At 42.5% G+C, this 19675-nt stretch carries 20 protein-coding genes; 7 read left to right on the forward strand and 13 right to left on the reverse strand.

The annotated features are described in order from the left end of the window. The first annotated feature begins 136 nt into the window (after positions 1-136). A complete protein-coding gene (gene ttcA, locus EXA13_RS02335) occupies positions 137-1069 on the forward strand; it encodes a tRNA 2-thiocytidine(32) synthetase TtcA (protein ID WP_238131684.1) in 933 nt (310 codons plus the stop codon). Positions 1070-1117: 48 nt separating this feature from the next. On the opposite strand, the gene EXA13_RS02340 is transcribed toward ttcA, so the two are convergent. From EXA13_RS02340 to EXA13_RS02350, 3 genes are read right to left on the reverse strand one after another with little or no spacing between them, the layout of a single operon-like run. Further along, positions 1118-1777, reverse strand: coding sequence for a DUF2987 domain-containing protein (locus EXA13_RS02340; protein WP_238131685.1), 660 nt, complete (start codon positions 1775-1777; stop codon positions 1118-1120). Positions 1778-1779: 2 nt separating this feature from the next. Next, complete coding sequence (locus EXA13_RS02345; protein ID WP_269136837.1) at positions 1780-2568, reverse strand: glucosaminidase domain-containing protein; 789 nt, start codon at positions 2566-2568, stop codon at positions 1780-1782. Beyond that, positions 2561-3358: a hypothetical protein gene (locus EXA13_RS02350; protein WP_238131686.1), complete on the reverse strand. Its 798-nt coding sequence runs from the start codon at positions 3356-3358 to the stop codon at positions 2561-2563. The genes EXA13_RS02345 and EXA13_RS02350 overlap by 8 nt, the downstream gene beginning before the upstream one ends. 461 nt (positions 3359-3819) lie before the next feature. Here EXA13_RS02350 and potA point away from each other — a divergent pair, with 461 nt between their 5' ends. The 5 genes from potA to EXA13_RS02375 all read left to right on the forward strand — a co-directional run bounded on the left by potA (position 3820) and on the right by EXA13_RS02375 (position 8860). After that, the gene (gene potA, locus EXA13_RS02355; protein ID WP_238131687.1) at positions 3820-4953 is read left to right on the forward strand and encodes a spermidine/putrescine ABC transporter ATP-binding protein PotA; all 1134 of its coding nucleotides are present in this window, start codon (positions 3820-3822) and stop codon (positions 4951-4953) included. Then, complete coding sequence (potB, locus tag EXA13_RS02360; protein WP_238131820.1) at positions 4937-5794, forward strand: spermidine/putrescine ABC transporter permease PotB; 858 nt, start codon at positions 4937-4939, stop codon at positions 5792-5794. The genes potA and potB overlap by 17 nt, the downstream gene beginning before the upstream one ends. After that, a complete protein-coding gene (potC, locus tag EXA13_RS02365; RefSeq protein ID WP_238131688.1) occupies positions 5794-6564 on the forward strand; it encodes a spermidine/putrescine ABC transporter permease PotC in 771 nt (256 codons plus the stop codon). Before potB ends, potC begins: the two co-directional genes overlap by 1 nt. 100 nt (positions 6565-6664) lie before the next feature. Then, complete coding sequence (locus EXA13_RS02370) at positions 6665-7696, forward strand: extracellular solute-binding protein (protein ID WP_238131689.1); 1032 nt, start codon at positions 6665-6667, stop codon at positions 7694-7696. A gap of 126 nt (positions 7697-7822) precedes the next feature. Continuing rightward, the gene (locus tag EXA13_RS02375) at positions 7823-8860 is read left to right on the forward strand and encodes an extracellular solute-binding protein (protein WP_238131690.1); all 1038 of its coding nucleotides are present in this window, start codon (positions 7823-7825) and stop codon (positions 8858-8860) included. A 155-nt stretch (positions 8861-9015) separates the two neighbouring features. Here the strand turns inward: EXA13_RS02375 and cobB are convergent, their stop codons facing one another. The 10 genes from cobB to EXA13_RS02425 all read right to left on the reverse strand — a co-directional run bounded on the left by cobB (position 9016) and on the right by EXA13_RS02425 (position 18629). After that, entirely contained in the window at positions 9016-9741 is a 726-nt protein-coding gene (gene cobB / locus EXA13_RS02380; protein WP_238131691.1) for a Sir2 family NAD+-dependent deacetylase, read from the reverse strand. 189 nt (positions 9742-9930) lie between these two features. Beyond that, positions 9931-10353: a hypothetical protein gene (locus EXA13_RS02385; protein WP_238131692.1), complete on the reverse strand. Its 423-nt coding sequence runs from the start codon at positions 10351-10353 to the stop codon at positions 9931-9933. Further along, positions 10337-11410 carry a formate dehydrogenase subunit gamma gene (locus tag EXA13_RS02390; RefSeq protein ID WP_238131693.1) on the reverse strand — a complete coding sequence of 358 codons (1074 nt, stop codon included), beginning with the start codon at positions 11408-11410 and terminating at the stop codon, positions 10337-10339. Before EXA13_RS02390 ends, EXA13_RS02385 begins: the two co-directional genes overlap by 17 nt. Positions 11411-11416: 6 nt before the next feature. Then, positions 11417-12025 carry a formate dehydrogenase FDH3 subunit beta gene (gene fdh3B / locus EXA13_RS02395; protein WP_238131694.1) on the reverse strand — a complete coding sequence of 203 codons (609 nt, stop codon included), beginning with the start codon at positions 12023-12025 and terminating at the stop codon, positions 11417-11419. 11 nt (positions 12026-12036) lie between these two features. Beyond that, positions 12037-14892, reverse strand: a complete 2856-nt coding sequence (locus EXA13_RS02400) for a formate dehydrogenase subunit alpha (RefSeq protein ID WP_238131695.1) — start codon at positions 14890-14892, stop codon at positions 12037-12039. A 9-nt stretch (positions 14893-14901) separates the two neighbouring features. Then, a complete protein-coding gene (locus tag EXA13_RS02405) occupies positions 14902-15099 on the reverse strand; it encodes a twin-arginine translocation signal domain-containing protein (RefSeq protein WP_238131696.1) in 198 nt (65 codons plus the stop codon). Positions 15100-15180: 81 nt separating this feature from the next. Next, entirely contained in the window at positions 15181-15804 is a 624-nt protein-coding gene (locus tag EXA13_RS02410; protein WP_238131697.1) for a TorD/DmsD family molecular chaperone, read from the reverse strand. A 7-nt stretch (positions 15805-15811) separates the two neighbouring features. Continuing rightward, positions 15812-17473 (reverse strand): 4Fe-4S binding protein, encoded by a 1662-nt coding sequence (locus EXA13_RS02415; RefSeq protein WP_238131698.1) that lies wholly within the window; start codon positions 17471-17473, stop codon positions 15812-15814. A 198-nt stretch (positions 17474-17671) separates the two neighbouring features. Further along, positions 17672-18178, reverse strand: a complete 507-nt coding sequence (locus tag EXA13_RS02420) for a DUF3306 domain-containing protein (protein WP_238131699.1) — start codon at positions 18176-18178, stop codon at positions 17672-17674. Continuing rightward, on the reverse strand, positions 18168-18629 hold the full coding sequence (locus EXA13_RS02425; RefSeq protein ID WP_238131821.1) for a DUF3305 domain-containing protein: 462 nt from the start codon (positions 18627-18629) through the stop codon (positions 18168-18170). Before EXA13_RS02425 ends, EXA13_RS02420 begins: the two co-directional genes overlap by 11 nt. Before the next feature lie 227 nt (positions 18630-18856). Between EXA13_RS02425 and fdhD the strand changes: the two genes are divergently transcribed. Continuing rightward, entirely contained in the window at positions 18857-19633 is a 777-nt protein-coding gene (gene fdhD, locus EXA13_RS02430) for a formate dehydrogenase accessory sulfurtransferase FdhD (RefSeq protein WP_238131822.1), read from the forward strand. Positions 19634-19675: the final 42 nt, after the last annotated feature.

A 19675-nucleotide genomic window follows, 5' to 3' on the forward strand; every position in this document is an offset into this window, starting at 1 on the left:
GCTCTGGTGTTTATCATCAATAACGCCCCAAGCATGATCTTCGGGCGTTTTTATTTAAGCGAACTACTAGCATCTCCAGCATATATCCGTATCATACGCACTTCATTTTGTTTTGAAGATTAAAGACCGCAAGCTAATGACAGAGCAGACTCAAGCATTAACGAAAGCCCAACACTACAATTTTAATAAATTGCAAAAGCGTATTCGTCGTAATACAGGCCAAGCAATTGCTGACTTTAACATGATTGAAGATGGCGATCGGATCATGGTGTGTTTGTCCGGTGGTAAAGATAGCTTTACCATGTTGGATATTTTGATGAGTTTGCAAAAAAGTGCCCCAGTTTCTTTTTCATTGGTTGCTGTCAATTTAGACCAAAAACAGCCCGGATTCCCAGAGCACATTCTTCCTGAATATCTTGCAAGCTTAGGTGTTGAATATAAAATTATTGAAGAAGACACCTATTCAATTGTGCAAGATAAAATTCCAGAAGGTAAAACCACCTGTTCACTCTGTTCTCGTTTACGTCGTGGTATTTTATATCGCACAGCAAAAGCATTAGGAGCAACGAAAATTGCGCTCGGACATCACCGAGACGATATTCTTGAAACTCTATTTTTAAATATGTTTTATGGTGGAAAAATGAAAGGTATGCCGCCGAAATTGGTCTCCGATAATGGTGAGCATGTTGTCATTCGTCCCCTCGCTTATTGTCGAGAAAAAGACATCATTAAATATGCTGATATGCGTGGCTACCCAATTATTCCGTGTAACTTGTGTGGATCTCAACCAAACTTACAACGACAAAATATTAAACAGATGCTCAATGGTTGGGATAAACAATTTCCAGGTCGGATTGAAACCATGTTTAGAGCGATGCAGAATGTTGTTCCAAGCCATTTAGCCGACTTCGAGCTTTTTGATTTTAAATCAATAAACCGTGACTCTGGTGTGATTAATGGGGGGGATATTGGTTTTGATAAAGAGCCTCTTCCTCAGCCAAGCTTAGATGATGAAGATATTGTGGCAGAGTTTGACCCAAGCTTAATGCTTAATGTGACTAACCTATAAATTGGGTTGTTGTGAATGTAAGGCTGCATAAAGTTATGCAGCCTTTTGTTACCGACCAGCTTTAGGTAAAAAAGGTAGTACACGCTGGGTAGCTATCGGTAATCGAATCCAACCATCTTCACCTATCTGCTCAAGCGTAATTTGAACTTTACCATCGATAATAGGTAACCATTCTCCTCGGCTCAATTCCACCCTCCCTTGTGCTTCTTTAGCAAACTCTAATGTTACACCGGCAACTTGAGGTGTAAACCAACGAGCAAACATTCCACCTAGCTCTTGTAATAAGCTCTGCATTTGAGGCAAAAGTTGTTCAATTTCTTGGTAAGAAATTAGCCCTTTTAATGGTTTTTTACTCAGTACGACGACCGAGAAATCACAAGGTTGATCATTCGGTGTATCAACAAAAACTAATGGATTAGCTTGGCGTAAATGGTTATCGAGAGGAAGTAATAGTTCATGGATTTTATTTGAAGGCAATAACTCATAATGTGCTTCTTTTTCCATCCATGCTTTTTCAATCGGACAAAGCTGCTTATTTTCGGCATTAACAAAAAAAATACCGACTTTCACATCCGAATACTGTTCCTTTGTGTTGTATTTTAACTGAGAAAACAGCTTTGAATAGGTAAACATGTACTCTTGTGCTTGCGTAGGAAGCGAGGCTCCCAATGATAGGCAACTTAATAGAAGTGTCGTCGGTAGTCTCATGTTTATTCACTCTGCCAATAAGGTTGGTTATGACGCATCATCGTTTGTAAATCGTGCACATAATCTTCACCACGTTCCGAATATTTCAGTAAGCCATTACTCAACGCTACCGCACTTTCAACACTGAAAAGATCAGCATCATGGTGACGTAACTGGAAACGAATCTCTCTGAGATCGTGATACGCAGCATTACGGTTTACATTCATAAAATAGCGATGGATAGATTCTTGTACTGAGGTAAATTTTGCTACCTCATGATTCATACCTTCGCTACGAGCCAAAGGAACGAGGCCACAGCCTTGAGAATAACACCATTGACCAAAATAATTATTTGCCTCCCGAGCAAAGCGCGAGGTTCCCCAAGCCGATTCATTCGCCGCTTGAGTTAATACAAGCGCTTCCGGTAATATATCCACCCGATGGAGTATGGATTTAAACCATTCTTTCGCCCGCTCATCTTCCCATGTCACACCATACTGATCGCCGAACTGCGTTGCTTGTGTACGATCTTTAGAAGAAAATTTTCCGTCAGTGAAGTTTTTTTGTAGCAGCATAATTTGCTCTCTTTCTTTTAAAATCCGAGCATTTTCAAAAGCAATACCCGGTTTTAAATAAGAAAAGAATGCGTGTTTTTTTTCTGGAATATCAGTGATTGCACGGAAATCGGGTGCGCCAGAGATCGCTTTACCTTCTAATCCACTTTCGGGGCTATCCAACAGTTTTTGATAAACATAAACACCACAACTGGCAGAAAAAAGTACAGCAATAGAAATAAGAGTAATTTTACGCATTAAACACCTGTGAATCAGAATTACCGTTGTTATTTGGCTTTTGTGTGGTGATGATTTTCAAACGAATCCCAAACATGTTTCGGTAAATAATGCCTTTGATATGAAAAAAGAAAGGCAATACAAAAATAAGACCAATGCCATAAAATAAAACGGCAGCCACAAACATTAACATCAGTAAGGCATAAATACCGGCCAACGGAAGTAGTTTTCTATTTACGGCTCGTAATGAAATCCATAACGATTGAATCGGCGGAACACGTTTTTCGCAAATAAGAAGAATCACATTACTAAATGCCAACGAAAAATACATGGATAAAAGGGGAAAGATCATTCCAGCAATGCCTTGCAGTAGTAAGCTAAGCAACGTTGCCATGATGACGGGAATGGTAAATTGTAGCCCTTTGGTAATCTGGCTGGTTTTGGTTTTTAGGCCAGCAGTATGACTCATCGCCATTAAACTCACCCCAGCATAAATGGGGGCACTAACCACTTCATAACTAAAGTTAGCGATCAGAATCCCCTGTACGATTGACTGTGGGAAACCCTCTTTTTGATCTAAAACTGTTAGAATGATGGATGGATCACCAATCATTAATTTCAGTGCAATAAAGAAAATCACCACCTGAACAATGATTAGCATGACAATCGCGGGAGAGAAAGATAAGAAATGCTTGAGCGTACAATCCCAGGCTTCCTTTAATACCTCCCCTACTTTTAGTTGATATTGGCCCGAGAGGGCTTGATCAACCGTTCCTCCTAAATTGAAATCTTTTTCGAAATTATTGCTCATAGTTTGCCCTAGGTTGGCTGGTCGAAACGCGAACACACCAAAATGAAAAAATATCTGGTCATTATACTGAAATACGGCTCAGTCTAAAATCTCAATGCCAAACTCAGCTTGCTTTACGGTCTGGATGGTTAATAATTAACCATTTTAACTCGTTAAATCTTAGTAAAATAACGATGTTATCGATCATCACTATTTCTAAGCAAAAAATTTTCTGTTTCAAGAGGTGAAAATACTTTGATTTCAGAGTTTATGGTAATTATGATGCGCCCTTTAAGAGAGCATAACCAAGTTGCTTATTGAAGGCTCAATTTTACAATTTTGGTCGTCATCATCATTTTGGTTGTATCACTAAAATTACTTTATATCACACTCCAATACACTGCTTACTCACTTTCTACTGTGAATACATCCATGATGCATTCAACAGGATAAGGAGTAGGATAAGGGTATAACGATTACAAGTGGGAGAAAAACAGACGTTGAACAAACAACACTCGGTAGGAAAGCCAGTTATTCGTCTATCTGGCATTAGCAAAAGCTTTGATGGAAAAGAGATTATCTCTCACCTGAATTTAGATGTGAATCACGGTGAATTCTTAACCATTCTTGGCCCATCAGGGTGTGGTAAAACCACCGTATTACGCATGATCGCTGGTTTTGAAACCGTCGATGAAGGTCAGATCTTACTTGATAGTCAAGATGTTACTCAAGTTCCTGCAGAACAGAGGCATGTTAATACGGTTTTCCAAAGTTATGCTCTATTTCCTCATATGACGGTGTTCGAAAACGTAGCCTTTGGTTTACGTATGCAAAAAGTCCCCAATGCGGATATCGAGCCACGAGTGATGGAAGCACTGCGTATGGTACGTTTAGAGCAAATGGCACAGCGTAAGCCTCATCAGTTATCTGGTGGACAGCAACAACGTATTGCCATTGCTCGAGCTGTGGTAAACAAACCGAAAGTATTGCTTCTCGATGAATCCTTATCTGCGCTTGATTATAAACTGCGTAAGCAGATGCAAATCGAACTTAAGCAGTTGCAACGCCAGTTAGGCATTACCTTTATTTTCGTTACGCACGATCAAGAAGAAGCTTTATCTATGTCAGATCGCATTATTGTGATGCGTGATGGAATCATTGAACAAGATGGCTCACCTCGTGAGATTTATGAAGAGCCTAAAAACCTCTTTGTGGCTCGTTTTATTGGTGAAATCAACGTGTTCAATGCAGATATGCAAGAGCGTATTGATGACAAACGGATACAAGTGGATATCGATGGTGTTCCTGCCATTGTTTATTACGATCAAACCGTAGAAAAAGGCGATAAGTTGCAAGTTCTTCTTCGCCCAGAAGATCTCCGTATCGAAGAGATTAAAGAATCAGAAACCCGAGGTATTGTCGGCCACGTTACCGACCGCACCTATAAAGGGATGACACTTGAGTCCATCGTTGAGCTCGATTCTGGTATGCGTGTGTTGGTCAGTGAATTCTTTAACGAAGATGATCCGGACGTAGACCACTCTATCGGCCAAAAAGTCGCTATTACTTGGGTTGAAAGCTGGGAGGTAGTCCTCAATGATGAGCAACAAGATTAATCTGCAAAATGCGATTATTGCTTTAATTGTTGGCTGGCTGACTCTGTTTGTCCTTGTCCCTAACCTAATGATTATTGCAACCAGTTTTCTGACTCGTGATGAATCAAATCTGATTGATTTTACTTTCACCTTTGAAAACTATTTACGCTTGATGGATCCTCTCTATGCAAAAGTGATGCTGCACTCGTTTTATATGGCGATAGTGGCAACACTGTTGTGCTTAGTCATTGGCTACCCTTTTGCTTATATCGTAGCGAAAATGCCTGAAAAGTGGCGTCCTATCATGCTGTTTCTGATCATTGTTCCTTTCTGGACTAACTCATTAATTCGTACTTATGGGTTAAAAGTTGTATTAGGTACACAGGGTATTTTAAACAAGTTACTACTTGGAATTGGCGTCATTGATGCGCCACTGCGTATTATGTATACAGAAACCGCAGTCATGATTGGTCTTGTTTATATCTTATTGCCATTTATGATCTTGCCTCTTTATTCTGCTATCGAAAAACTTGATAACACTTATATTGAAGCTGCTCGGGATTTAGGGGCTAATAAGTTACAAACCCTTGTCAAGGTCGTGTTACCTCTGACCATGCCTGGCATTATCGGTGGCTGTTTACTGGTTCTTCTCCCTGCTTTAGGAATGTTCTACATTGCGGACCTTCTTGGTGGCGCGAAAAACTTGTTGATCGGTAACGTCATAAAGAGCCAAGTCTTGAATGCTCGAGATTGGCCATTTGGTGCCGCGACCAGTATTGCCTTAACCATGGCTATGGCCATCATGCTATACGCCTACTACCGCGCTGGAAAATTATTGAATAGAAAAGTGGAGCTAGACTAATGGGAAGAACAGTTAGATTTAGCTTTATGAGCTTGGTATATCTTTTTTTATACCTCCCTATCATAGTGCTAATCGTTAACTCTTTTAACGATAACCGATTCGGTATTCGTTGGGGTGGGTTTACAACCAAGTGGTATCACGCTTTAGTTAATAATGATAGTTTGATGCAAGCCGCTTGGCATTCTATTAATGTGGCCGTATTTTCCGCCACCGCAGCTACCGTTATCGGAAGTTTAACCGCCGTTGCTTTATTTCGTTACCAATTTAAAGGTAAAAAAATGGTTAATGGTATGCTGTTTGTGGTGATGATGTCGCCTGACATCGTTATGGCTATTTCCCTATTAGCCCTCTTTTTAGTGTTAGGGGCACAACTTGGCTTTTTCACGCTTTTAATTGCTCATATCACGTTTTGTTTGCCGTTTGTGGTTGTTACCGTTTACAGCCGACTTAACGGCTTTGATGTGAAAATGTTAGAGGCCGCCAAAGATTTAGGGGCCAGTGAATGGGTTATTTTGAAAAAAATCATTCTTCCTTTAGCTAAGCCTGCTGTTGCGGCTGGTTGGCTATTGAGCTTTACCCTATCTTTAGATGACGTGATTATTAGTTCATTTGTGACAGGCCCTACCTATGAAATTCTGCCACTGAAGATTTATTCTATGGTTCGGGTTGGGATTTCACCGGAAGTCAATGCACTTGCTACTGTGATGTTAGTAGTTTCTTTGTTACTTGTTATCACATCACAGTTGTTAGCAAGGGAAAAAGTGAAGTAATATTGACAGGATGATATAACACGGAACAGAATGGCAATGGTCATTCTGTTTTTCTATACAACGCCCTTAACGGGCAACGTTTGGTTTGGAGCTAACGTCAATGAAAAAATGGGCTACTTTATTAGCTGGTAGTGCATGTGCGCTCTCTCTGTTATCACATACAGCTGTCGCGCAGGATGAGGAATTGGTATTTATGAACTGGGGGCCATACATTAACAGTGGCATTCTGGAACAATTTACCAAAGAAACAGGCATTAAAGTTATCTATTCAACTTATGAATCTAATGAGACTTTGTATGCCAAGCTAAAAACCCATAACCAAGGCTATGATCTTGTTGTCCCTTCTACCTATTTTGTGTCAAAAATGCGCGATGAAGGAATGCTACAGAAGATCGATAAATCAAAGCTAAACAACTTTGCCAACTTAGATGCTAACTATCTAAATAAGCCTTACGATCCAAACAACGATTACTCGATTCCTCATGTTGTGGCTATTACCGGCCTTGCGGTTAACACTGACATGTATGATCCCAATGACTTTCAAAGTTGGGGCGATTTGTGGAAGCCGGAGTTAGCTAGCCAACTGATGTTGATGGATGATACTCGTGAAGTTTTCCATATCGCACTACGCAAACTCGGGTACTCAGGGAACACCACGGATGATAAACAGATCGACGAAGCTTATGCGGAATTGCGTAAACTGATGCCAAATGTGTTGGTTTTCAACTCGGATAACCCAGCTGCTCCTTACCTCTCTGGCGAAGTTGGCCTAGGTATGTTGTGGAATGGCTCTGCAGCTGCAGCACAAAAAGAAGGGTTACCGATTAAGCTTGTCTTCCCTAAAGAAGGCGGTATTGGTTGGGTAGATAACTTTGCGATAGCTTCTGGTGCAAAAAATGTCGCTGCTGCCCATAAAATGATCGATTTCTTGTTGCGCCCAGAGATTGCAGAACAGATCTCTCGTGATACGGGATACCTCACCGGAGTTGCCCAATCCAATGCTAAATTTAAAGACATTGAACCCCTCTTCCCTTCACAAGAAGATTTAGATCGTGTTGAATGGCAAGCCGCCGTTGGAGATAAAACCGTGAAGTATGAAGATTACTTCATGAAACTAAAAGCGGGTCAATAAGCTAAACGTTATTGATAAATAGGCAGCATAAGCTGCCTATTTTTTTGTGATCTGCTATACTTACCCGCTGATTAGCTTAACCTTTTGCCTTATTTAGGCTCTTGCTACAAAGAATACGGAACTGTAATGAAGAAAAGTAAACTGTATGCTGGCGCTTTATGCGCAGCTGCGCTATTCACCTCCTCAGTAATGGCTAGCGACACTGAACTCTATTTCTACAACTGGTCTGAATATATTCCTAATGAAGTTCTGGAGAACTTTAGCAAAGAGACGGGAATCAAAGTCATCTATTCGACCTATGAATCAAATGAGAGCATGTATGCAAAATTAAAAACACAAGGCTCAGGTTATGACTTAGTTGTCCCTTCTACCTACTTTGTTTCTAAAATGCGCAAAGAAGGAATGTTACGTCATATCGACAAATCTAAACTGAGTCATTTTGCCGATTTAGACTCTAACTTTTTAAATAAGCCATTTGACCCTGATAATAACTACTCCATTCCCTATATTTGGGGTGCAACGGGCATCGGTATTAATTCTGACATGTTAGACAAAAGCTCGATTAAAAACTGGGCTGATTTATGGGATGCGAAGTGGGAAGGTCAATTGATGTTAATGGATGACTCTCGTGAAGTTTTCCATATTGCACTGAGTAAATTGGGCTACTCGCCTAACACAACAGATCCAAAAGAAATTGAGGCGGCTTACCACGAGTTAACCAAATTAATGCCAAACGTATTAGTGTTTAACTCAGATTTTCCCGCGAACCCATTCTTAGCCGGAGAAGTTTCTCTGGGAATGTTATGGAACGGCTCCGCTTATATGGCTCGTCAGGAAGGTGCGTCTATTGATATCATTTGGCCTGAAAAAGGCGCTATTTTCTGGATGGATAGCCTCGCCATTCCTGCGGGTGCAAAAAACGTTGAAGCTGCCCATAAAATGATCGATTTCTTATTGCGCCCAGAAAATGCAGCAAAAATTGCGTTAGAAATTGGCTATCCAACACCTGTAAGAACCGCTCATAAGCTCTTACCTGAAGACTTTGCTAACGATCCCAGCATCTTCCCACCTCAGTCGGTCATGGATAGTGGTGAATGGCAAGACGAAGTCGGTGAAGCCAGTGTTCTTTACGACGAATACTTCCAACGCCTAAAAGTAAAATAAATAATAGGTCTTAGAAGAAAATAAAAAAACAGCGATATCACAATCGCTGTTTTTTATTACTGAATACGTCATTTCCACCATTTAAAAGCAACCTATCAGTAGGTAACCCATTCCTAATAAGTTATCGAAAATAACGGCGGTGAACTTAAGCAAGTTTAGGTTACAGTTTGTAAGGCTAATAATTCTTGAACTAAGCGAGGGACTTCTACACTGGCTTTGCCATAACGTTTTTCTGCAAATTCGCTTTCGACAGCACTGGGTTCAAGGTTAATTTCTATAGTATGAGCACCATGCATTTTTGCGTCATGCACGAATCCTGCGGCAGGATAGACAACGCCAGAGGTTCCAATGGAAATAAATAGGTCAGCTTGCTCTAAGGCACTATAGATATCCCCCATACGCAGCGGCATTTCACCAAACCAAACAATGTGTGGGCGTAATTGATGTGGGATTTGGCAGCAGTGGCACAAATCTCCTGTTTTTAAATCTTCTTTCTGTTCCACCACTTGGTTAGAAACACTACAGCGAGCTTTTAATAGTTCACCATGCATGTGAATAATATTGTGACTCCCTCCTCGCTCATGAAGGTTATCGATATTCTGAGTAATAATAGTGACTTGACCATGAAGCTTCTGTTCTAGCTCTCCTAACGCAATATGTGCCGCATTGGGGAATATCGCCTCAGACTGCAATTTCTGACGGCGCTGATTATAAAAGGCTTGCACTCGTTCAGGATCACGTTCAAATCCTTCTGGTGTCGCAACATCTTCAATTCGATGATTCTCCCATAAACCATCTTGAGCGCGGAATGTTTGGATACCTGATTCGGCAGAAATTCCCGCACCCGTTAGTACGACAATATTTTGACAGGGAAAATTCATACCATATTCCTTCTGTTCGCTACATTAGCACTAGCTTAACATTGATAAACACGTCACCCTAGTTTTCAGGGTTAGACAATAGTCGAACTTCTCTCTACACGTATCACGTTTATGAGTGAAAACACCCAGACAAGCTGGGTGTTTCAACAAGGTCGTTACCCAAAATCTATGCCATTTATCACGGCTTAACTATAGGTTTGGTCCTTTTGATGGCTGATGAGGGACGTTGGCTTGAAGTTGCTTCATGCCTTGTAGCATCCGTAAAATCCAAAGAGTGATGGCTCCTACAGCCATGAATGCACCGATATAGGGAATTGCATGGCCAATAGCTGCTAACCAAGTGTTGCTAAACCAATAACGATTCACACCCATGATCACACCATTTGCTGTTGCAACGGTTACAATCAACACCACAAAAAAAGTTAAGAAGAGAAAGAAAGTTCGAATTAAACCATAATAGTGAGAATTAGCGACCTCACCATCTAGGTTTTTATCAAGTCGGTAACCCGCATAGATAATGCCAATCACACCAGATAATAAACAAGTGACCGGAGTGAATAGGCTGGCGATGTAAACGAACCATACCGACTTATTTTTATTGGCGGGTAACATCGCTGTCTCCTTCTGGTTTTTGCTGGCTTTTTGTATGATCAATCACGGTACCATCAACAGATTCAATCTTGCCTTGTGCCTTCATCTCTTCATACCATAAATCATGGTGTTCTTTTGCCCATGTCTCATCGACTTTTCCGGTCACCATTCCTTCAAGCGCCCCTTCCATGCCAAATAATCCTATATAGATATGGAAGATAAACCCACAAATTAGAATCAGCGCAGAAAACATATGGATCAAATTTGATAATTCCATATCACGACGAGTTTGACCAAAAATGGGAAAATCTAAAATAAGCCCACTGATGGCAGCAAATGTCCCAAAAACAATCAGTAACCAGTAAATGGCTTTTTCACCACCATTAGAAAAGCCAGCGGAAGGGTGTGTTCCTTTATATTTTCCCGCCATTCCCCCTAATTTCAGGAACCATTGAATGTCCACTTTGTTAAACAGCGATTTTCTCCACCACTTCAGGAGAATAAAAATTAACAAAATGAAGAACAGTGGCCCAATGTAGTTATGGTATTGTTTTGCTGAATAAATCACCATTCCCCACCAATCCGTTGGAATGTAAGGTTTGAGAAAATGTTTGCCATAAACAAGCATTAAGCCGCTAAATGCCAGTGTCAGAAAAGTAAAGGCCATACACCAATGCAAGGCTCGATCTAATCGAGACCAGCGGGTAAGCTTTCTCCCGGTCCTTGATTGACTGAGCATTAATGGCCCCAACAGCCAATAGGCCATCACTACCATAGCGAGACTACCAAAAATGGCGATCGCTCCGGCTGGTGACATCCATTTTTCTTTTAGAACAAACCACGTTTCTCCCGGCGTACTGATCAAAACCCCATGTTCAGGGGATGTAGAAGTCGTATATCCTTCTTGCCCTTGCCGAACTTGTCGCCAGTAATCTGCCCCTGCTAACTGAGTCATCTCTCTTTGCGCCACTTCGGATTGATCCCCCTCTTTCGCCAAGGAAGGCAAAGAAAAGAGGCTCAGTAAGGCTACCAAAAAAGGTAGCACTAAATGTGTGGCTCGCAATATCCCGTGTCGCATAGCCCATTAGCTCCTTGTCGCATCAAAGGCAAGATCTTCACCATCTGTCCAACCGGCCTCTTTTGCTCCACGTTCAACAACACGTTGGCGGAAAATATCTGAGACTTTTTGTGCATCCCCAGCAAGTAACGCTTTGGTTGAACATAGAGAAGCACACATTGGTAATTTCCCTTCCGCAATACGGTTTGCACCATATTTACGGCGTTCTTCTTCTGAACCAGGTTCGGTTTCTGGTCCTCCGGCACAAAAAGTACATTTATCCATTTTTCCGCGTTCACCAAATGCGGTTTGTTTAGGAAATTGCGGTGCTCCGAATGGGCAAGCGAAGAGGCAGTAACCACAGCCAATACAAAGATCTTTGTTATGCAATACGATGCCATCTTCCGTATGAACGAAACAATCGGCAGGACAAACTGCCATGCAGGGGGCATCCGTACAGTGCATACAAGCAACGGAAATAGAGTTTTCACCGGGTTCGCCATCGTTAAGAGTGACAACACGGCGACGTTGAATCCCCCACTCTAAAGCATCGTCGTTTTCGTTTTTACAGGCAGTGACACAGCCATTGCACTCAATGCAGCGCTTGGTATCACAAAGGAATTTCATTCTAGCCATTTGTTCGCTCCTTACGCTTTGCGAATGTTACAAAGAGTCACTTTGGTTTCTTGCATCTGAGTTACCGGATCATAACCATACGTGGTCGCAATGTTTGCCGATTCCCCTATCACATAAGGGTCAGTACCTTCTGGATATTTATGACGCAGATCTTCACCTTGGAATTTGCCCCCAAAATGGAAAGGAATAAAAGCCATTCCCGGTTTTACCCGACGAGTAACCATGGCTTTTACATGAATACGCCCTTTCTCTGCTCCTTCAACCCACACCATATCCCCATCTTTGAAACCAAGATCGTTGGCATCTTTCGGGTTCACTTCGACAAACATTTCTTGTTGTAGCTCTGCTAGCCAAGGGTTAGAGCGGGTTTCCTCACCCCCACCTTCGTATTCAACCAAACGACCAGAAGTCAGGATAATAGGATACTCAACCGATCGATCTTGTGCCTGAATCGATTTATACAGTGTTGGCATACGGAAAATGGCTTCTTTATCATCCCATGTTGGGTAATCGGCAATCAGATCACGGCGTGGGGTATAAAGAGGTTCACGGTGCAACGGCACGCGATCTGGGAAAGTCCAAACAATGGCGCGAGCTTTTGCATTACCAAAGGGAATACATCCATGCTTAATGGCCACTCGCTGAATACCGCCAGACAAGTCGGTTTTCCAGTTTTTACCTTCTGCGGCCACTTTTTCAGCATCAGTGAGATCATCCCACCAACCCAGATGCTTCAGAAGTTTGTCGTTAAATTCTGGATAACCATCTTCAATCTCACTACCTTGAGAAAAGCTGTCCTCTGCCAGTAATGATTGCCCTTCAAATTCCACCCCATAACGGGCGCGGAATGTCCCACCACCAAGAGCAATTGGCTTGGAGGTATCGTAAAGAATATGTGTTCCTGGATGCTTCAGCTCTGGTGTTCCCCAACATGGCCAAGGTAAACCATAAGTTTCACCATGAATAGGCCCACCCTCTGCTTCCAACGTCGTTTTATGGAAAGTATGCCAGTTCTGTTGATGAGCTTTTAAACGCTCTGGACTTTGACCGGTATAACCAATGGTCCACATCCCTTTATTGAATTCTCGGGTAATATCTTCAATTAAAGGTTGATTGTTCTCTATATGAATATGTTTAAAGAGCTGTTCAGCAAAACCCAATTTCTTACTGAGTAGATACATAATTTCATGGTCAGGTTTAGATTCAAATAGAGGTTCAATCACTTGATCTCGCCATTGAATAGAACGGTTTGATGCCGTCACACTGCCATAAGTTTCAAATTGTGTAGTCGCAGGGAGTAGATACACACCATCACTGCGTTCATTCATTACGGCGGCGACGGTTGGATACGGGTCAACAATTACCATCATATCCAGCTTTTGCATCGCCTTTTTCATTTCAACGCCACGAGTTTGAGAGTTAACAGCATGACCCCAGTAGAACATCGCGCGGATATTTTCTCTTTGCTGAATATTGTCTTTATTTTCAAGCACACCATCTATCCAGCGAGAAACTGGAATACCAAAGGTATTCATTGGCTTACTGCCACCATAGGTGCCATTATCAAATCGATTGGCTATCCAATCAAAATCTAAATCCCACACTTTGGCCCAATGACGCCAAGCGCCTTCAGCCACACCGTAATAGCCAGGAAGAGAATCGGCTAAGACACCCAAATCCGTTGCGCCTTGCACGTTATCATGCCCACGGAAAATATTGGCACCGCCCCCTGCTTTACCTAAATTCCCCAAAGCCAACTCAAGTACACAGTAAGCTCGCGTATTGTTATTACCTGTAGTATGTTGTGTACCACCCATGCACCAAACCACACAACCAGGACGATGCTCAGAGAGTAATTTCGCGGTTTGATAAACATCCGCTTCACTCACCCCGGTTACGCGCTCAACTTCTTTTGGATTCCACTTCGCCACTTCTTGACGGATTTCATCCATGCCAAAAACTCGCTGGCGAATAAATTCTTTATCTTCCCATTGATTGTTGAATACGTGCCAAAGCACGCCCCAAATAAAGGCAACATCGGTTCCGGGGCGTAGAGAGACGTAGTGATCGGCTTTCGCAGCGGTGCGTGTTCGACGGGGGTCGGCCACCACAATCTTACAATTGTTTTTTTCTTTAGCGATCAAGATGTGTTGCATCGCTACAGGATGTGCTTCAGCCGGGTTAGAACCAATAAAGAGGATCGATTTGCTGTTGTGCATATCGTTAAATGAGTTAGTCATCGCCCCATAGCCCCAAGTATTTGCAACTCCGGCAACCGTCGTTGAGTGACAGATACGCGCTTGGTGATCGACGTTATTGGTTCCCCATAATGAAGCCATTTTTCTAAAGAGATAAGCTTGTTCATTACTGTGCTTAGCACTGCCTAACCAATAGACGGAATCGGGACCAGATTGCTGACGAATTTTTAGAACTTCATCACCGATTTCATTAATGGCCTGCTCCCAAGAAAGGCGTTTCCATTTACCCCCTTCCAGTTTCATTGGGTATTTTAAACGTCTTTCACCATGACCATGTTCACGCAATGCTGCCCCTTTAGCACAGTGACCACCGGCATTAAAAGGGTGATCAAAAGCCGGTTCTTGCCCAGTCCATACACCATTTTGTACTTCAGCATAAATCCCACAACCCACAGAGCAATGAGAACAAATGGTTCGTTTAATTTCTGTTTTTACATCGTGATTAACCGAGCTTGCTTGGGCTTTTTTGATCATGCCCGGTGCAAAAAGTGCCGATCCCACTACTGCGCCACCCGCGGCGAGTGAGCTATTTTTCATGAAAGCTCGACGACTCAGTCCTAATGTATTGGGCTGCTTTTCTATCTGCTCAGAACGTTTAGTGAGTTTCATCACGCTCTCCTATAAAGTGTCATAATAATCGCGGATATGCTGGGTTTCGTGATACCCTTTTTTGAGTTTTGTCTGACTTTCAGGCTGTGGCTCCGCAGCAACCGCTGATTGTCCAACACTGGCAATCACGCCTCCAGCGACGGTAGCAGTGGCCAAACTTTTAAGCATATCTCGTCTGCTGGTATTAATCGGTTGTTCTTTTTTCATTCTTTGCTTCCTTTTCCCGTTCTAAGTGGCGAAGGTGTCATGTGCCTATGGGCTGGTCTGCTGACCGTTATCTTATACTGCTCATTGCTTTACTAAATTCTTTACCCGCATGGTGTGAGTATTGCGTTTACTGGCGATCGTCGATGGCGTCATTGTCGTTTGTTCTAGGCGGAAAAAAGCCTGCATTAATGCCCCAATCGAGCGATAAAAATGAGCATGCTGAGCCTGTGCAATTTGTGCCGCTAGCTTTTCAAACCAAGGGGTTATATGTCGATGAAAGAAAACTTGTTGTTGCTCTGACGCCTCAGTGATTAACAAGGCCATACTTTCACACAATGCAGAGATATGATCCTCCGGCTCTTTGACCGTTTCATTGCGTGACAAGCCAAGTTCAACCATATGCTGCCGAAGCTCAGCCAGTGGTTTTTCCATTAACGATCCAGTGATGTGCCATGAGGCGAAAGGCACAACTTCACCACGTCCAATACCAATAAATACGGTCTGGTATTCTTCTTCTAATTGATTGACGTTGGCTTGACGCGCCGCATCGACCACATTCTGCCATGCCTGACTCATTGCACTCTCCTTCTCTTCAACCGCTAATTCAGCCAGAAAAGCTTTCTGTTCTTGGTTAGGGGCACGGCGAAATAATGAAGCTAAAAGAAGATAAATTTCTGCGCGCATTGCATCTGCTTGTTCCATCATCACGACCTTAATAATTGAGTTGTTGCTCAGGGTTTTCTGCCATTGATTCAAAAATATCGATCACTCGGCAGTCTTCACACATGGCAATTCGGTTAATCGCTGTTTGATCGGAAAAGTGAGAGTGACCGCGTAACTTATCTTGTAGCATGGAGATCATCGACTGCGGAGCAAAAGCCTTTTGACAACGTAGGCAGCGAGCCGGCTCTTCCTGATGTAAAACCAGAGCAGATTGACGCTCTTTTGCATCCCAGTTAATCCGTGGTATGGCGGTCAACGCCTTCTCTGGGCAAGCAGAAACACATAATCCACACTGCACACAATCTTGCTCAATAAAATTTAATGAAGGAATGTCGCCACTATGGTGTAGAGCGCGAGTGGGACAAACCGCCACACAACTCATACATAAAGTACAATCTTGACTTACACATTCAATTCGACCAAAAGGGGCTGAATGAGTAAGTGGTAAGGTTTCAGGCGGCTGTGGTAATAGTTCCACGAATGCATCTAAAGCTTGGTATAAGCGTTGACGTTTATTTCCCGAAAGATCACCTAATCGCAATCCAAAATCGAAGTCATATAGCGTGGGAGCGCTTTCGCGCAAAGACTCTAAATAAAGAATATCAATGGTTTCTTTGGCTATTCCCAATGATTCGAGCAAAGTTTGGGCTAATGCGACTTCTTGATTCAGAACTCGCAATATCGTTTCAGGCATGTGCCGGCTGGCCGCGAACAAGACTTGAGTCGCACCATTCACTAATGCGGCAAACCAAGTATCCATTCCCACCGAAGGAAGTTCTTCCAAAAATACGGGAATCACATTATCCGGTAACGCTCGTAACGCCATAAGGTTGTATTTTTCGTGGCGTTCACTGCAAAAGAGTACAATCGGTTTTTCACCTTGAGCTTGGAAATAGTGTTTGAGTAACCGCTCAATAAATTTTTGGGTATCCGTTGGGTTTGGCAACGCATAGTGAATCGCTTCGGTTGGACACGCCGTCGCACATGTCCCAATGCCTTGGCATAGATAAGGGTTAATCTGTATATGATGCCCTGTTTGTGGCGATCCCTCACTTGATAATGCGCCCGCAGGACAAGCATCGACACAACGTTCACATCCTTTTACGCCACGGGAACTATGTGCGCATAAATCAGTATCAAGACGGAAATATTTCGGTTTGTCAAAAGTCCCCATCAAGGTCGGAATGGTCTCTAAAGCTTCAGCAAGTTTGGTTTCCCCTCTACCCACAGGGAAATAGCCAGGTACAGGGACTTCTTCATTCATCACTCCACTTAATGATAAATCAAGCACAATATCGAAGTGATCTTGCGAAATCGCGACATGGGCTAAGTTACCTCGCTGCCCATCATTATCGACTTGAACCTGAAAAGCACCAAGATAGCCACTGATCTCAACAGAATCGGCATAATAAAGTGATGGCGCATCGCCCGCTTCACCATCAATCGAAAGCAAAGTGAGAGAATTCATGGACGACAATTGCTGAGCAGAACGCTCAATGAGGCTCGTTGGCCCAATAATCAAGGTATGCCCACCACTTTGATAACTGACCGTAGGTGGAATTAAGTTATTGAGCTCTACCGTATTTTGTAGCGCATACCAACGCGCTTGCCCTGCAAGTGACGTGGCTTGTTGTAGATAGTCATTTAACATTGCTCATTTCCATATATAAGCAGGCTCGTTGGCCAGCCCTTAGTTATTGCATGGATTTTGCAAATAACGTTCCAACTAAAAACAAGCTGTAACGTTATGATTTATTGAAAATTTTAAAGATTATAATGAAGGGAAATAGACATTGAGACATTTTGTCTTACTACGGTATATGCTACTGGGTCAAAATGTCCATAATGATCATGTGACATTCTGTCCATCAGCCCCCTCGTTCGAGGATAGCAAAGAAACTGATGATGAATCCTCGTCTTCTTTCTCTTCTCGTGGATAAGTCGCGGGTGGATCACAAGGATCCTGAGTGGCAGTATTTGTGGATGTTTGTGAATCATCAAACCATTCTCTTAATGATTGTGAGAGTTCATTCGCTAAATTCGTTTGGTTATGATAGTCGTCATCGTAGTCATCCAATCGATCACGCTCGTTAAATTCACCATTAAAGAAAAGGGTGCGCAATGCACTTTTTTTTATCTCTTGAGAAGCTTGTGAGAGCAATAATGCAGAGAGTGTTTCTTCACTCGGTGGACTTGAGGTATGTTCACGCTGAACTTCTGTGGCTTCCCCCGCTTTATCTTCTTCAATATGTAACGGCGCAGAAAGATCATTTTCAAGTGGTAATAAAAGGTTTTCGTCTTCCTTTTGATGTAATTTGCGTTTAGACCAACGATGGAAAAAAGAATCAGTTGCCACTGGCTCTCCCCGCGCCCTTGCGCTTTTTAGTGCGAAATTCTAACAATTCGCCTTCCCGACCGATATACGCTTCCATCCAAGCTTGTACGGCAAGGGGCATAGGCGCAGAAAGCACAACATAGTCGCTATCCATATAGCGAGCGGCAACATTTTGTGAAGCCGTGATACGAACTAATTTCGGTTCTGACTCTGTCTCATTTTCTAAAATAACAAACAGTTTTGGTTCCCGGGAGCTAAGGTTAAAACGATAATCTGTCCGTTCATCTCTAAATAATTCCAGCTCAAACCAAGCAATATGGGAAGAGGTTGGAACTAAATCAAATCCCATTAATTGCCATTGCGTCGTTAACCAGCGTCCCGCTTTGACTTCTTGTAAAACAAGTTGGCAACCCATCGGCCATTGAACATCAGTTTTGAGTGGCATCGCTGTGGGCGATGGTTTTACGAGCATCGTCATCCAGTACCTCATGCAAATAAGAAGAAATGAGTATAATAGAAAAAGTAGCAATTATTGAGCCACACTACGAAAATGGTATCAATACTCATCATGGAATGATATTTGCCTTAACTTGGCATACGATGAATTACCCCAGTAAACACCCAAAACAGAATGGATAGGAATCAACAGTGCCCAACACATTTTCAATTATTAAACCGAGTGAAAACCCTCAGCAAACCATGGATGTGGTTGTGTACGATCAATATGGCGAGCCACTCAATAAATCCATCGCCTGTGAACGCCCTTTAACGGTGTTGTTAAACTGGAAAGAAGTGGTCACATTGATGACGCTTGGCTCACGCCCAGAAGCTTTAGTACTTGGCTATTTAAAAAATCAAAGCTTTATTTCTATGCGAAACAAACTGCAATCGGTCATTATTGATTGGCAAACCCACTCTGCAGCGGTGATCACTGAAGAAAATATTGAGCAGGTAGAGCCTGCACTCAAGAAAAAAACCGTTACCTCTGGTTGTGGTCAAGGGACGATGTATGGCAATGTCATGCAGCAACTTGAAGGGTATCAAGTACCACAAACTCGTCTGAAACAATCCCAAATTTACGCCGCTTTGGAGGCGTTAACTCACTATAACGAGACTTACCGCAAAGCTGGAGCGGTACACGGTTGTGCTATTTGTCAGGATGATCATGTGATCTCTTTTGTTGAAGATGTTGGCCGACATAATGCTGTCGATACTTTAGCTGGGGAATTGTGGTTAAAAGGTGACACTGGTGCAGATAAAATCTTCTATACCACGGGGCGTTTAACCTCAGAGATGGTGATTAAAGTAGCGCAGATGGGAATTCCTGTCTTGCTTTCTCGGTCTGGCGTGACTCAAATGGGGTTAGATCTCGCCAATCAATTTGGTATTACGACCATTGCACGAGCAAAAGGATTGCGGTTTGAAATTTACAGCGGTTCAGAAAAAATTGAATTTGATGTAAAAGGGCATCAATAAGTGTTCAAAAAACATTCGACCTTGGTGAAGGTCGAATGCTTC

The sequence above is a fragment of the Vibrio cincinnatiensis genome, assembly GCF_022113815.1.
Classification (GTDB): Bacteria; Pseudomonadota; Gammaproteobacteria; order Enterobacterales; family Vibrionaceae; genus Vibrio; species Vibrio cincinnatiensis_A.

What these genes read in the sequence shown, in the direction of transcription:
- ttcA (WP_238131684.1), top strand. Translation starts at nt 137, where the DNA reads ATGACAGAGCAGACTCAAGCATTAACGAAAGCCCAACACTACAATTTT.
- EXA13_RS02340 (WP_238131685.1), bottom strand. Translation starts at nt 1,777, where the DNA reads ATGAGACTACCGACGACACTTCTATTAAGTTGCCTATCATTGGGAGCC.
- EXA13_RS02345 (WP_269136837.1), bottom strand. Translation starts at nt 2,568, where the DNA reads ATGCGTAAAATTACTCTTATTTCTATTGCTGTACTTTTTTCTGCCAGT.
- EXA13_RS02350 (WP_238131686.1), bottom strand. Translation starts at nt 3,358, where the DNA reads ATGAGCAATAATTTCGAAAAAGATTTCAATTTAGGAGGAACGGTTGAT.
- potB (WP_238131820.1), top strand. Translation starts at nt 4,937, where the DNA reads ATGAGCAACAAGATTAATCTGCAAAATGCGATTATTGCTTTAATTGTT.
- potC (WP_238131688.1), top strand. Translation starts at nt 5,794, where the DNA reads ATGGGAAGAACAGTTAGATTTAGCTTTATGAGCTTGGTATATCTTTTT.
- EXA13_RS02370 (WP_238131689.1), top strand. Translation starts at nt 6,665, where the DNA reads ATGAAAAAATGGGCTACTTTATTAGCTGGTAGTGCATGTGCGCTCTCT.
- EXA13_RS02375 (WP_238131690.1), top strand. Translation starts at nt 7,823, where the DNA reads ATGAAGAAAAGTAAACTGTATGCTGGCGCTTTATGCGCAGCTGCGCTA.
- cobB (WP_238131691.1), bottom strand. Translation starts at nt 9,741, where the DNA reads ATGAATTTTCCCTGTCAAAATATTGTCGTACTAACGGGTGCGGGAATT.
- EXA13_RS02385 (WP_238131692.1), bottom strand. Translation starts at nt 10,353, where the DNA reads ATGTTACCCGCCAATAAAAATAAGTCGGTATGGTTCGTTTACATCGCC.
- EXA13_RS02390 (WP_238131693.1), bottom strand. Translation starts at nt 11,410, where the DNA reads ATGCGACACGGGATATTGCGAGCCACACATTTAGTGCTACCTTTTTTG.
- fdh3B (WP_238131694.1), bottom strand. Translation starts at nt 12,025, where the DNA reads ATGGCTAGAATGAAATTCCTTTGTGATACCAAGCGCTGCATTGAGTGC.
- EXA13_RS02400 (WP_238131695.1), bottom strand. Translation starts at nt 14,892, where the DNA reads ATGAAACTCACTAAACGTTCTGAGCAGATAGAAAAGCAGCCCAATACA.
- EXA13_RS02405 (WP_238131696.1), bottom strand. Translation starts at nt 15,099, where the DNA reads ATGAAAAAAGAACAACCGATTAATACCAGCAGACGAGATATGCTTAAA.
- EXA13_RS02410 (WP_238131697.1), bottom strand. Translation starts at nt 15,804, where the DNA reads ATGATGGAACAAGCAGATGCAATGCGCGCAGAAATTTATCTTCTTTTA.
- EXA13_RS02415 (WP_238131698.1), bottom strand. Translation starts at nt 17,473, where the DNA reads ATGTTAAATGACTATCTACAACAAGCCACGTCACTTGCAGGGCAAGCG.
- EXA13_RS02425 (WP_238131821.1), bottom strand. Translation starts at nt 18,629, where the DNA reads ATGCTCGTAAAACCATCGCCCACAGCGATGCCACTCAAAACTGATGTT.
- fdhD (WP_238131822.1), top strand. Translation starts at nt 18,857, where the DNA reads ATGGATGTGGTTGTGTACGATCAATATGGCGAGCCACTCAATAAATCC.